We start from the raw sequence: 13,865 nt of genomic DNA, 5'->3' as shown, positions 1-13,865 counted from the left end.
TGGGAATCCTCCCCGCATCATGGAGAACTGATAAACATGCGTTTGCCTGAAGTGGTAATGACAATCCAGACTGGTTTGAGTACAGCTTGTTTGCCGGCGATTCCGTCCGCCTGATAGCCGGGATAGATTTGCTCGACGGTTGAAAGGCTGATTTTCTTGTCGGCAAGACTTTGCAGAAGTTCGGCTTTGCCCGGAAGGGAAAGCGTCCTCTGCCGGTCGGGGCTCCCCAGGATATAAACCGACCGGTAATATTTAATCACTTCGTTGTTGTTGGTCTGTAATTGGATTTGATCAGGATTGATCGGGACATTGGCCGACCAGTAAACCGGATATCCTTTCACCAGCAAGCGGAATGAATATTGATTGTTATCATTGCTCCGCACATCGTCGAGCAGATAGTTGCCGGTCCACCCGTGATGCCTTTGCACAAAGTTGTTGATATGGGCGAGATCGGTGTAGAGATTGGAAGTCCCCGGTTCTGTGTCGTCAGGCGTCTGGCTGTAACTCATAAAGTTTCCTTTTTTGTTGTAGGTGAGAAACTCATTGTTGTTCATATAGAGATCTTCATTTTTATTGGTGACGAACGGCTCGACGCTCGGATCTTTGATCAGCCACTTTTTCATCTCATTGATATCGAACGATGTCAGTTTAAAGCTCCATTCGTTCATCGGCAACGAAGAGGTCGGCAGATAAAAAAATCGGGAAAACGCATGGCCGGATGGGTTCTTTTGCTCCCACGGGGCTTTGCCGTCCGCAAAAACCGCTGTCAGCGGCGGGGATTTGGTCATGCTGCTCCTGGCGATTTCATCTTCCAGGTGCTTGTCCCCCAAATCCACTTTCGCCTGCACGATTTGCTGATCCTGCGCCGAGATGAACCAGACAAAAGATTCCTTGGATGCCGGGTTATAAAAAAACCAGATGCGGCTGATCGAATCGAGCCCGTTGAGCGGATACTTTTGCAGCAGGGAAGCATCGAAAAAAGCATCCGCATATTGCACGGAAATATCGCGCGGGAAGACCAGTTCTGCGCCGGGAGCCTGAGTGAACAGGGTTTTCCACATGTCCGCGGTGGGAGCGACAGTGGTGAAGCTGTCAAAGCTTGCCTTTTGCAGCAATTGGGTCAGACGGGCATACGTATTTCCTTCCGGCAATAACCAGGAGATTTTGTTGTTGGCATGGACAATCACCTGATAGGGGGAAGCCAGCTGATGAGCTGCCCGATCATTGTATTTCGTACCGCTGTAAATATAGGTAAGGTCATATTTGGTAAAGGGTGGATTGGTCTGGTATCCAGGGGAACTGAACCACAGGAAACCGGTCAACACCAGGCTGATGGTGACCAGCGTGACCAGGGTGGCCGTTTTTGCATGTTCAATCCATTTTTCACTCATGAACGTTCCCTCCACTCACCGGGGGCAGCGTAAAGGATACCAGCGTCCCTTTCTTGTACACACTGTCGATTTCAATCTCTCCCTGATGACCGTGGACGATCTGCTGGGCGATTGATAAACCGAGCCCCGTTCCTCCCATGCTGCGGGAGCGGGCCTTGTCCACACGGTAAAAACGTTCAAAAATCCGGCCGAGATCTTTTTTCGGGATGCCGATACCCGTGTCGGCCACCCCGATTTCCACCATGCCATCCGCTTTTTCTTGTGCGACGACGGCAACCGAACCTCCGTCAGGCGTGTATTTAACCGCGTTGGAGATAAGGTTGTCCAGCACTTGATCCAATTTGTCCGGATCGGCATAGACGCGCGGAATCCGTTCATGGATATACAGCGTAAGAGAGATATTTTTCTGTTTGCACTGGAAGGAAAAACGGTCAACCGCTTCCTCGAGCATCAGCTCGACAGAGACCGGTTTCTTGGCGAACTTGGATTTTTGCGCGTCCAGGCGGGACAGCTGCAACAAGTCCTGAATCAAGCGGGTCATCCTGTCTGCTTCCTGCCGGGTCACTTTCAAAAATCGCGTCGCCAGCTCCGGTTCATTGATTGCCCCGTCATCAAGCGCTTCGAGATAGCTTTTGATGGTGGTCAGGGGAGTGCGCAATTCATGGGAAACGTTGGCGACAAAGTCTTTTCGCTGCCGGTCCAGTTTTTCCTGTTCAGTTACATCCTCCAGTACGGCAACCATCCCCGTCTGGTGCGCCCCTTTTAATTTGACAGGGGTAAGGGTGATTTTCAGGATCGTCAGCTCTTCCGGGTCGTCGCTGTTCAGTTCGAGAAAAGTTTGCTTTTCTTCGCGCAGGGGAAATTGAATCGGTTCGGATAAGGGAAGGACGCGATTGAAGCTGTCCCCGATCTTGACCGGGCATTCCAGGAGCTTTTCCGCCCACGCGTTTTTGACGATGATATTCCCCTTGCTGTCGGTGGCTATCACTCCGTCGCTCATATTGGCCAGCACCGACTCCAGTTTTTCTTTTTCTTCCTCTTTTTCCGCCAGGGCATTGCGCAGATGGGAAGCCAGATGATTGAATGCGATTCCCAGTTGCCCGATCTCATCCTTGCTGCGCACATCCACCTGACGGTTAAAGTCGCCGGCTGCCATAATGGTGGCCTGCTCCGTAATCTCTTTGACCGGGGAGGTGATCGTCCGGGCCAAAATAATAATGAGGAAACTGGAGATGACGACGGCGACGGCCGTAATTTTGAGCAGGATCTTGCTGATGGCAAAAATCGTGGCATAGGTCCCGTCAAGCGGGGCTTCAATATAAATCATCCCGAGGTTTTTTCCGTTTTCTCCCTTGATGCTCTGAATGTAGACCTGAAAATCTTTGTTGGTCGCCGGGTCCCGCCGCTTGAAGGAAGCCGATCCTTTTGCCGGAAGCTGAAAGTTGAAGGGCTGTTTGATCTTGCTCTGTTTGGATGAGGTGGAGGCGATGACAAAGTTGTTCTGGTCGATCACCTGCACCGTCATCTTGGAGGTGCGGGGAACCAGTGTATTCAGCCAATACAAAATAGTTTTGTTTCGCTCGTCATTTTCCGGTTTGGCCAGCTCGTCCTTAATCGTCTGCTGAATCGCCACCGCGTTATTCCTGATCTGTCCGCGCAGGCTGTCGGTCAGATAATTTTCCAATTGCCGGAAGAAATAGACCCCGATCAGCTGCATGGCGATCACGATCAAAAGGAGATAGATCACAACCAATTTCCATTGTATACTGTTTGCCAGCTGAAGCCACTTTTTCATTTGATCACCCGGGTTAACGTTCGGAATGGGGATCGCGCATGGTGTACCCGATTCCCCGGCGTGTGATGATGTATTTGGGAGCGCCGGGGTCGTCTTCGATTTTCTCGCGCAGACGACGGATGGTGACATCAACGGTGCGCACATCCCCGAAATAATCATAACCCCATACCGATTGTAACAGATGTTCTCTTGTTTGCACCTGATTCACATGTTTTGCCAGGTACAGCAGAAGTTCAAACTCTCGATGGGTGAGGTCGACCGTTTTCCCTTTTTTGGTGACCACAAAACTTCCGGGGTCTATGACGATGTTGCCAACGGTGATCTCGCTTCCTTTCTCCGCTTTGCTCATTTCTTTAACCGTGGATTGGGTGCGGCGCAGATTTGCCTTGATCCGCGCGAGCAGTTCGCGATTGCTGAAGGGTTTGGTCACATAATCATCGGCTCCCATCTCCAGTCCGAGGACCTTGTCCAGTTCGGAGTCCTTCGCGGTGAGCATGATGATTGGAAATTGAAAATGTTGCCGTACGCGCCGACAAACTTCAATTCCATCCGCGCCGGGCAACATCAGGTCCAACAGCATGAGATCGGGTGCTGAATCCATCACCTTTTCAATCGCTTCCAATCCGTCGTGGATACAATCAACGGTGTATCCCTCTTTTTCCAGATTGAACTTGATGATATCGGCGATCGGCCGCTCGTCCTCGACGACATAGATTTTGGCGCTCAAAGCAGTCCCTCCTTCAGCTTGATGGTGATATTTTGTTTCAGGTCAGGCCGTTGGGGACTCCTGATCTCCCCACGTTCCTGATGGCCAGTTAAGTGGTCCCAGCGCTCTTTCGAGTTTGCTTCGGCTTTCATTCCCGGTTTGTGCCGAAATACTTGTTTTCTATGAGTCTTCACCGAAAGGTGCCGGATTGGCGTTTGGCGGAAAACAGATTGCCGGTTGCGCCGGAATGCCGATGGGCGCCGGCAAAAGTTAAGACCATTGTCCCACAAGGACGGGTCGAAGACAAACGCTTTTGCCGTTGCAACAATCTGTTTCATTATTATCTATTCTAACACCTCTTTTCCCTTGAAAAATCGTCGAAAATTGGGCGTTCGCCGACGAGCGTGGCAGAAGAGAGATGAATAAGATATGACGATCATAAAGGAGGGGAGAAGGAGTGCGAACGACCCGTAAACTCCCGTATCAACAAGTCGCCAGCAAATCCCTCAAAACAGCGGTCTTATACGCGAATGAAAGGCTACGGCCTTATCTCCCTGAAACAGACTGGTATCAGAAAGACCGGCTTTACCGAATGCTGGAACACCATGGCTCCGTTTTTATCAAGCCGGATAAGGGCGGCGGTGGCGCCGGGGCAATCCGGTTGACGAAACTCGGGGGCGGAATCGTCAAGTGCGAAACTCTTTATGAGCGAAAAAAATTGCCAATCCGACAAATTTCCACATGGATTGAGCGAAAATTTCGTCCGGACAAAAAATATATCATGCAACAAGGAATTGAATTAGCCCGGATCGAGGGACGACCGTTTGATCTTCGCATCAATTTGCAAAAGCCGCATAAGTATTGGGAAATAACGGGGGTCTGTGCCAAAGTGGCGGCTCCGGGAAAAATCGTGACAAATCATTGCAAAGGAGGAATGCCGATCGAACTGCACACAGCATTGCAAAAAATTACGGACGGCAACCTGACGGAGATGAAAAATTTGCATAAAGAATTACATTATCTTTCTATAGAAATTGCTAAAACATTAAACGCTCGTTTTAAGGGGTTGAAAGAGCTAGGGATTGATGCAGGGATTGACAGCGATCTTAAAATTTGGGTTTTTGAGGTAAATACAAGGCCTGATTTCAAAATGTTCCGTGATTTGAAAGACCGGTCGCAGTATCGCAGGATTAAAAAGATTCACAGTCTCATTGTTTGATCAGAGGAGTTTATTTCATAAAAAATAAAAAAATTTAACCAATAAATTTCCGTTGCAAGAAGATTTTGTACATGCACTAAGCATGTTTTTTTCGTTTTCGCAAATATATAACAGGATTCGACAAAGTATTCCCGTTGACTTATTTGTAGATCACTTGTTACTATTAATATTAATTCTAGGTATTTAAAATTTTTTAACAACTGTCGGAGGTGTTATCATGTCTTCCATTACGGTAGGCGTTTATCTCGGGAAAAAAGATCGGTTGGTGCGTTACTGGTATGAGATCCTTCCAAAAGGCCAATTCCCGATGTTGGTAAAATATTGCATCCAATCCTATCTGCGCAGCAACTACTTTCCGCTGCAGTCCATCTGTGATTCAAGGATGTTGAAGGAGCAGATCCAGAAGCGGAGCGAGTATGTCCCGACCCAGCGCAACGTGACGTTCACACCCGAGGACGGACCGGTTTACCAATGGATCAAAAGCCTGGAAAGCGGGTATCGGAGTGAGGAAATCAAAAATATCCTGAAGGAGACGGTTGTTCATACACTGCTCAATGATCAACCTCACTTTCCGCCACGGATGATGGGACAAGCTCCCTATGGAGTGAAGGAGGCGCATGAAGCGCAAGGATTATACTATCCCTATTCGGAAGAGTCGCAAAAGCTGACTCTGCTCAAGCGGGAACACGTTTCTCTGGAAGAGCCTTACACCAATTGGGAGAAAATATCCAAACACGCAGCGGAAGACGAGAGCGAGAACAAGGAAAAGGCGGCAAAGGGATTTAACCATTTGGTCAATTATCTCGGTTGATGCTTCACCCGAGAGAAGCGGGGCGATCACAGCGAGGTGATCCGGTGCTTGACCGGGTGGATCACAAGTGAATGAGGAGACACCGTGGATTGGATTAATCGGCGATTGGAATGAGAGGGAGTCCGTAATGGTGGGGAGCGGACTCCTATTTTATATGGATCGGAACTTCGCGAATTTTGTGAGGTTTTGTCGAAGGAGGGGAGGAGAGGAGGATTATTTTATTTATAAGTGGAAGAAATCATCCAGAATATGAGCAAAGATTGTATGATTGAGTTGGAATATGGAAAATATTGAAAATACGAGCCGGGGGGTGGAATTCGCCGTGTTAACCGTTCAAGCTGTCACGAAAAAAGGGATTCTCTATTTATTCATCCAACGATTATTTTCTACATATCCTTCCGTCCACTGGATTTGTGTGGGAATGGTAACCGCCCTTTTATGCTTTTTGCTCTTTATCAATCAAAAATGGCTGGAACGCTTTCCGTTATACACATACATGTCGGCGGTTCTGGGTTCGATTTTGTTGCTGGATCTCCTGACGCAAACCATTCCGATTTTGACTGTTTACCTGATTGTTCTGGGCTATGTTCTGTTCCGATCATCCGAAGAGCACCCGTATGTGATCACATTTTGCTTTACGGTTTGTTATTTATCTGTTTCCGCTTTTACCGTCTGGAATCAATTTATGCTGATCGAACTGATCAGTCACTCTTTGTTGTTTGTATGGGTTGCGTGGATGAGCGGGCAGGTGAGGGCCGCTTATTTTGAATTGCAAAAACAGAAGGAAAAGATCTGCTATCTGATTGAACAGAAAAATGAGTCCAACAAGCGGCTGCGCGATTTTCAAAAGGAATTGGAGGAAACCTACCTGCGCGACCCCTTGACCGGATTATATAATTTCCACGGGTTTCAGCAACAGGTGATTCGCAGCCTGGCCCGCAATTTGCTAAACCAGCCGTTTCACGTGGTCTGTCTGGATTTGACCGACTTTCGGCAGGTGAACATGAGGGAAGGGATCGATGTCGGTGACCGGATTTTGGTGCGAATCGCCCACGCTTTGAAGAAGTATATGCCGGCAACGGCAAAGCTGGCCCGTTATGACGGTGACCAATTCGCGATCGGGTTGATGGGGGATTCCCAGGTTCTGCGCCGGATTTTGGAGACTGTGGATTGCATCATGAAAGAGATCCAGGTGGAAAAAGGCTACCTGCACTATTGCCTGGGGACGGCCACCTATCCGCAGGAGGCGAAAACGGGAGGACAGTTGATCCGCCTCGCGGAAGAGCGGCTCACGCTCAAACAGCGCCGCATTCGCAACAAAGAAGAGGAACACAGGCGGCATCTGGAAAAACTGTCGGCACTGGGTCAGCTGGCTGCCGGGCTGGCTCATGAGATCCGCAATCCTTTGACATCGATTCGGGGCTTTGTGCAAATTTCCGCCGCCGAGTCGGAAGCGGTGAAAAAATGGGAATCGATTATTTTGCCGGAAATCGACCGGATTAATGATTTGCTCAAACAGTTTCTGAATCTGAGTGAGGTGAAACCGGTTCAGGTTACCCGTTTTCAACTGGAGCAGTTGATGGGGGATGTGTTGAGCCTTCTCGAACCGAAATCGTTGTTGATGGGGCATGAATTGAAACAGGTTGCCCCTCCGTACAAGATGGAGATTGAAGCGGACGGGGAACAGCTGAAACAAGTGATGATCAACCTGATTCAGAACGGGCTGGAGGCCTTGACGAGCAAAGGAGTTGTGGAGGTAAGCTGGGCGCGTGAAAACGATTACGCCCATATTTCCGTGAAAGATACAGGCGATGGAATTCATCCGGAACATATGACCCGCATCTTTGATCCGTTCTTTACGACCAAGGGCGACGGAACGGGGATGGGACTTTCTATTTGCCACCGGATCATTACCGAGCATGGCGGGGAAATTTTCGTCAACAGCCAGCCCGGGCTCGGCACGACTTTCAATATTTATCTGCCGCTCAGCCAGGCCGGATCCGGCAGGATGAGAACACGGGCACTGGCAGCGGATCAACAAATTCAGAAAGATGTTGCCGCCGCGGATGGGAGCGGAGTTCTCCCGGAACCGGAGGAGAGAAGTGCCGCAATCGCCGCTGACGAAGCCGGAAGCGCGGAAGCAGAGCAGGCGGGGGAGGAGGCGAAAGAGAGCGTATCCGTCCCTGACCGGAGTGAGGAAGGCGCGGGCCGGGAAACCGATGGGACCGGGCATCAGGCTTCCGCTGGGAGCAACTGTGAAGCGGACGAGGTGCATGCAGATGAGCAGCCGAAACATGAAAAAACCACGGACTGGAAAAAGTATAAGAAAGAATTGATGGCCGGAAAAGGGAAGGTTATGGAGGAAGAACTCCCCCTGCAAGACATTTTTCCGCGCAAAAAGGACCGCCGTTCCGTTGAAGAGAAAGTGGCCGAGATCATGGCCCGGGCGGAAAAGAGAGTGGAAGAAAAAATGAAAGAAGAGGCCGTACGGCAAGGAAGCGGGCAGGAGCAAAAGGTGCACATGGTGGTGAAGCAGGTTCCGGCTGATCCGCCGGAGAGCGGGGAGGAAGCGGATTTTTACCTCTATGAGGAAACGATTTTTGCGCCGAAGCCCCGGCGTGCGGTAAAATGATGAGCGAGGAGGGAAAAAATGGCCAACCAAAAGAAAAATGCGCAATTCAACATTATCAGCAATAAATCGACCACCCATGGCACTTACTACACCGGAACGCTGAACATAAGCAATCTTTCCTCTATCTTGCTGACCGGGGAACAAGCGAAAATCGACCTCGGCCTGATTCACGCCAAAAGCGCGGTGGAACGAGGGATTAAGTTTACCCCCCATCAGGATGAGGTTCCTGATGGTGAAGATTACTGGGTTGTGTGGGTGGCCGTCGACCGCAATGAAAGCGGGCCTTTTTATGCAGGAGTGGCCGCCTGTCCGATGAGGATCAATAAAGAAAAACGGATCGGGTGGAAAAACCTGCCCTTCCACGTGAACCGCATGGACGATGCGTTGAAACGGAGAATCCGTGTCGATGAGCTGGGGAAACAGGAAAAAGCGGTGCTGAGGGATTTTTTGGTCAACCATAATGAAGAGATGTGGAAAAACAGCCCGGATGAACTGAAAGTAAAGTTGTCGTGAGTGCCATTGTGAAAAGGGGTTCCAACCGAAGTTTTTAAAAGTGAACGATTTGTGAACAAACGGATTTCAGCATTGTCGGCTCTCAATTGCAAATGTACACTTAATTATGTGGTTTCGGAATCTTTTGCTAGGACACCAAATTGGCGGATCCCATCGGTCCGCTTTTTCTTTTTCCTGAGTATTTGCCTTTTCTTTGGCTCATTCTAAGGGTTAAAGGAGGGTTTAAGAAAATGGCTGATCATCATATCGGATCACAGGACCATTTCGCCCGCCATGGCGGGGTTCATTTTCGCGCCAATGTTTCCGAGCAAGAATTAAACCGTTTTGTTGCGTCTCTGCCGGAATCCCGGCGCAGCAATATGGCTCAGGTGATGAAGGAATTGGAGTCTGCCGGGATGATTACCATTTTGAATGATGGAATCTGGGCAGACGGTGAAGGGAAGATTGGCGGCAGCGATGAATGCTGAAAAAACGCCCGACATCCAGTAGTTATTGGATGGTCGGGCGTTTTCGCGATCCCGCCTTTGCCTGTCGGGGGTGAGGCCTCGATTTTTCCCGGTTTGCCCGGGCTTGACCCGCGGCTGGGGAGACAGGAAATGTCCGTTTGTGTCACTTTAAAAGCTTTTCAGCCAGTCGAGCACCCGTTTCAACAAAGAAGGTTGTTCAGGAGAAGAACCGGTTTTTGTTCGATGGACGGGACAGACTTCTGTTGGTTCCGTACCTTTGACGAAATACTCCAGGCGGGTGTGCCTGCATTCCGGTGTGGCCACATAGCCCGTATCCAAATCGACATAAACACTCGTTACCCCCTGGGGAATCGGGAAGATTTTTGCCGGCTGAAACCGGGTGGCCTGTTTCATGTAATCCGCCCAGATATATTGGCTTAAATGCGCCTGATCATGTGGCAGTTCTTTGTCATGGTCATAGCCGACCCACACTGTAGTCTCCAGATCCGGGGTAAATCCGGAGAGCCAGCCGTCCCAATCGGTCGTTCCCGTTTTGCCGGCGGCGGCCCGTGAAAAAATCTGGTGCACGCGTCCGCCGGTTCCACCCGGAGAAAACACGCTTTCCATCAGCTTGGTCAAGACGAAGGCGTGGGCGGGAGAGGCTACCCGGACCGGTTTGCTCTCCTCTTGAACCAAGGGGCGTCCAAACGGATCAAGCACCTTTTTGATTCCGGTGAGCGGATGGTGGATTCCGCCGGAAGCGATCGTCGCATAGGCCTCGGCCATTTCAAAAGGAGTGACGGCATAACTGCCCAGTGCCAGGGAGGGCGTCGGCTTCAGCGTGGCCCGGATGCCGAGCCGGCGGGCCATGTCGATTTCCTTTTGCAAACCGATTTTCATTAGTGTGCTCACTGCATAGATATTATCCGAGCGGGCGATTGCCTCACGCAGCGTGATCGGCCGGTTGGCATAGTGGCCGCGGAAATTGGAGGGTCGGTATTCTTGTCCATGAAAAAGAAAAGCGGTCGGCTTGCTCATGATCCGGGTCAGCGGCGTAAATCCGTTTTCCAAGGCGCTTAAATAGAGAATCGGCTTAAAAGAAGAACCGGGTTGCCGGCGGGCGAAGGCGCGGTTGAACTGAGAGGATGAGTAATCTTTGCCTCCGACCATCGCCTTGATTTCACCGGTGTGGGGATCAACCGAGATCAAGGCGCTCTGGAGCCCGTCCACCTTTTTGGTATAGCGGCTTACCGATTGTTCCGCCGCCTGTTGCATTTGCGCGTTAAGGGTGGTATATATTTTGAGTCCGCCGTGGCGCACCGTCGCTTCATCCAGCCCGTACCGCGTGACCAGCGTTTGAACGATATAATCGCGAAAATACTCGGCTTTCATCTGTTTGGGATGGGTCTTTGGCGCAAAAGTGAGCGTTTGCTTTTTTGCTTCCCGCGCAGCTTCGGCGGTGATCATGCGGTTTTTTGCCATCAGGTCGAGGATGTGGTGTTCGCGCGCAATCGCCCGGCCCAGATGATGATAAGGCGAATATAAATAGGGTCCGCGCGGAATTCCGGCCAGCAGTGCGCACTCCGCCAAATTCAAGTCCTGCACCTTTTTGTTGAAATAGTACTTGGCCGCCTGGCCAATTCCATAGGCTCCGTGACCGTAGTAAATTTCATTGAGATACATCTCCAGGATCTCATCTTTGGAAAAATGGAGTTCCAATTGCGCGGTCAGAATGGCTTCCTTCAGTTTTCGCGTCCACGTCCGGTCATGGGTGAGATAGAGATTTCTCGCCAATTGCTGGGTGATGGTGCTGGCTCCTTGCACGACGTGCCCCGCCTTGATGTTGGCCAGTGTGGCGCGGGCTATTCCGCTCAGGGAGAAGCCGTGATGGGAATAGAAGTTTTTATCCTCCGCGGCCAGTGTCGCATTGATCAGGGCCTTGGGCACTTCATTTAAATGGACGGGATCGCGCGGCTCATTGTGATCCAGTTGCCCGAGATAATTTCCCTCATCATCGTAGAGGGTGGAGATGTTATATACCTCGGGTGAGGGCAAGGGGCGCGCTTTCAGATAGAGCAGGAGAATGATGAAGGCAAGGGAGCTGATCAGGAGAGAGAAGAAGAGCAGGCGCATCACTTGACGTGTCCGTCTGACCAGACGCCAGAGAAAGAACTGGTTAAGGGTATGGGGATGAGTGGCTGCTTTGTTATCGCCCATGGTTCTGCTCCTTTTCCGGAAGTTCCTTCCAAGTCTAAAGGTAAGAATATTATGCGAAAGCCGCAGGAAGAATATACCTGGAGAAAGAAAAGCGGAATTTAGCGGCAGAATACATGGGTTGGATAACATTCGCCAAAAAAATGATTATAAAATTTTTTGTGGCGGGGCGAAAAGCGATTGTCTGCGAAATGGACATGCATTATTCTTAGTAAGAGTATCCGGGGAAATGCGGAATGGCCCCGGTTTTCGGCCTTGAAAGGAGAAATGACAGATGGATATGGAGCTTTGGTATACAGAAAAACAAACGAAAAATCACGGGATTACGACGAAAATCAAAAGGACGCTCTATCATGATCAGTCCGAGTTTCAAACTCTGGATGTGATTGAAACAGCGGAATTCGGAAATATGCTGGTGCTTGATGGCATGGTGATGACGACGGATCGCGATGAATTCGTGTACCATGAGATGATTACCCATGTCGCGATGAATACGCATCCTGATCCCAAGGAAGTTCTTGTGGTCGGCGGAGGCGATGGCGGCGTGATTCGTGAAATCTTGCGTTACCCGTCTGTCACCCGTGCGGTGTTGGCAGAGATCGACGGAAAGGTGATCGAAGCATCAAAAACATACTTCCCGCAAATCGCCGGGAAATTGGATGATCCCCGCGTCGATGTGCAAGTAACGGACGGAATCCGCCACATTGCCGAAAATAAAGGCAGGTATGACGTGATTATCGTCGATTCGACCGAACCGGTGGGGCCGGCTGTCGGTTTGTTTCAAAAGCCCTTTTACGAAGGGATTTACGAAGCGCTGAAGGACGATGGGATCATGGTGGCGCAAACGGAATCGCCGTGGTTTAACCGCGATTTGATCCGCCAGGTTTACCGCGACATTTCAAATACATTCCCGGTGGCGCGCCTGTACACGGCAAGCATCCCCACCTACCCGAGCGGCTTGTGGAGTTTTACGATCGGATCGAAAAAATATGATCCCCTTCATGTCAACGAAGCGGAACTGTCCAGATTCGATACCCGCTATTATCGTCCGGAAATGCATAAAGCCTTGTTTGAACTTCCCGCTTTCGTACAGGAACTGCTGACGGACGAGGTGAAATAAGATGCGCTTTGAAGAGAAATACTCGGGAAATGTGTTCATCGGGGCAAGTACGGACCTTGAGGCTGCTCAAGCGATCATTTACGGGATGCCGATGGATTGGACGGTCAGCTTCCGCCCCGGTTCCAGGTTCGGTCCGGCACGCATCCGCGAGGCTTCCCTGGTGCACGAGGAATACAGCCACTACCTGGAACGGGAGCTTTCGGAAATCACCTTTTATGATGCGGGGGATATCCCGCTGGCCTTTGGCAATCCCGAAAGGAGCTTGCAGCAGATTGCCGATTTTGTGCGCAAGGTGCTCGATTTGCGGAAAATGCCGATCGGCTTGGGGGGCGAGCATCTGGTCACCTGGCCTGTTGTGCGGGAAGTTTTCAAGGATTATCCTGACCTGGCTGTCATCCATATTGACGCACATGCTGATTTGCGCACGGATTATGAAGGAGAGCCGCTCTCTCACGCCACCCCGCTTCGTAAAATCGCCGAATTGATCGGGGGTCCCAATTTATATCAATTCGGGATTCGCTCGATGACCAAGGAGGAGGTGCTGTTCGCCAAAGAGGCGAATATTCATTTTCATCCATTTGACGTGGTGGAGCCTTTGAAGAGATGCCTGCCGGAACTGAAAGGACGTCCGGTTTATGTGACGATTGATATCGACGCCGTCGACCCGGCCCATGCTCCGGGAACCGGAACGCCCGAGCCTGGCGGGATTACGAGCAAAGAAATGCTGGAAGCCATCCACCTGATCGCCAGATCCGGCGTGAAAGTGGTCGGTGCAGATTTGGTGGAAGTGGCGCCGGCTTATGATCACAGTGAGCAGACCCCGGTTTTGGCTGCCAAACTCATTCGCGAAATGTTGCTCGGCTTTGTGAAATAAATCCCTGCCCATTCTGAGGCTGTTGACAAACTGGAGCGAAAAGGGTTGAATGCTTTATGCAGCGGCCTTTGCCAAGCATGAGGCCGGGCGCCGAGACCCGACGGATGACTCTTCAGGTCTTTGTCAGCAAGCTGAAGAAACCTC

11 protein-coding genes are annotated in these 13,865 nt (G+C 50.6%); 7 read left to right on the top strand and 4 right to left on the bottom strand.

The annotated features are described in order from the left end of the window. Window positions 1-17 precede the first annotated feature (17 nt). From I8U19_RS07305 to yycF, 3 genes are read right to left on the bottom strand one after another with little or no spacing between them, the layout of a single operon-like run. A complete protein-coding gene (locus I8U19_RS07305; RefSeq protein ID WP_033100459.1) occupies window positions 18-1,391 on the bottom strand; it encodes a YycH family regulatory protein in 1,374 nt (457 codons plus the stop codon). Then, a complete protein-coding gene (locus tag I8U19_RS07300; RefSeq protein WP_033100458.1) occupies window positions 1,384-3,186 on the bottom strand; it encodes an ATP-binding protein in 1,803 nt (600 codons plus the stop codon). The genes I8U19_RS07305 and I8U19_RS07300 overlap by 8 nt, the downstream gene beginning before the upstream one ends. 13 nt (window positions 3,187-3,199) lie before the next feature. Further along, complete coding sequence (yycF, locus tag I8U19_RS07295) at window positions 3,200-3,913, bottom strand: response regulator YycF (protein WP_033100457.1); 714 nt, start codon at window positions 3,911-3,913, stop codon at window positions 3,200-3,202. 436 nt (window positions 3,914-4,349) lie between these two features. On the opposite strand from yycF, the gene I8U19_RS07290 reads away from it, so the two are divergent. The 5 genes from I8U19_RS07290 (at window position 4,350) to I8U19_RS07270 (ending at window position 9,534) form a co-directional block, all read left to right on the top strand. After that, the gene (locus I8U19_RS07290) at window positions 4,350-5,111 is read left to right on the top strand and encodes a YheC/YheD family protein (protein ID WP_052154099.1); all 762 of its coding nucleotides are present in this window, start codon (window positions 4,350-4,352) and stop codon (window positions 5,109-5,111) included. Window positions 5,112-5,328: 217 nt separating this feature from the next. Then, a complete protein-coding gene (locus I8U19_RS07285; RefSeq protein ID WP_033100455.1) occupies window positions 5,329-5,922 on the top strand; it encodes a hypothetical protein in 594 nt (197 codons plus the stop codon). 322 nt (window positions 5,923-6,244) lie between these two features. Continuing rightward, window positions 6,245-8,554 carry a sensor histidine kinase gene (locus I8U19_RS07280; protein ID WP_198055577.1) on the top strand — a complete coding sequence of 770 codons (2,310 nt, stop codon included), beginning with the start codon at window positions 6,245-6,247 and terminating at the stop codon, window positions 8,552-8,554. An 18-nt stretch (window positions 8,555-8,572) separates the two neighbouring features. After that, the gene (locus I8U19_RS07275) at window positions 8,573-9,067 is read left to right on the top strand and encodes a YwhD family protein (protein ID WP_198055576.1); all 495 of its coding nucleotides are present in this window, start codon (window positions 8,573-8,575) and stop codon (window positions 9,065-9,067) included. A gap of 230 nt (window positions 9,068-9,297) precedes the next feature. After that, window positions 9,298-9,534, top strand: coding sequence for a hypothetical protein (locus tag I8U19_RS07270; RefSeq protein ID WP_198055575.1), 237 nt, complete (start codon window positions 9,298-9,300; stop codon window positions 9,532-9,534). Window positions 9,535-9,681: 147 nt separating this feature from the next. On the opposite strand, the gene I8U19_RS07265 is transcribed toward I8U19_RS07270, so the two are convergent. Next, complete coding sequence (locus tag I8U19_RS07265; RefSeq protein WP_198055574.1) at window positions 9,682-11,730, bottom strand: transglycosylase domain-containing protein; 2,049 nt, start codon at window positions 11,728-11,730, stop codon at window positions 9,682-9,684. A 277-nt stretch (window positions 11,731-12,007) separates the two neighbouring features. Here I8U19_RS07265 and speE point away from each other — a divergent pair, with 277 nt between their 5' ends. Together speE and speB are read left to right on the top strand one after the other, a co-directional pair. Further along, the gene (gene speE, locus I8U19_RS07260; RefSeq protein ID WP_198055623.1) at window positions 12,008-12,847 is read left to right on the top strand and encodes a polyamine aminopropyltransferase; all 840 of its coding nucleotides are present in this window, start codon (window positions 12,008-12,010) and stop codon (window positions 12,845-12,847) included. Between the two features lies 1 nt (window position 12,848). Beyond that, the gene (speB, locus tag I8U19_RS07255) at window positions 12,849-13,721 is read left to right on the top strand and encodes an agmatinase (RefSeq protein ID WP_198055573.1); all 873 of its coding nucleotides are present in this window, start codon (window positions 12,849-12,851) and stop codon (window positions 13,719-13,721) included. The last annotated feature ends 144 nt before the right edge of the window (window positions 13,722-13,865 follow it).

The organism is Thermoactinomyces sp. CICC 10523 (assembly GCF_016055105.1).
Taxonomy (GTDB): domain Bacteria; phylum Bacillota; class Bacilli; order Thermoactinomycetales; family Thermoactinomycetaceae; genus Thermoactinomyces_A; species Thermoactinomyces_A daqus.
The sequence above is the reverse complement of the archived record's forward strand: the minus strand, read 5'-3'. Positions and strand labels throughout refer to the sequence as shown.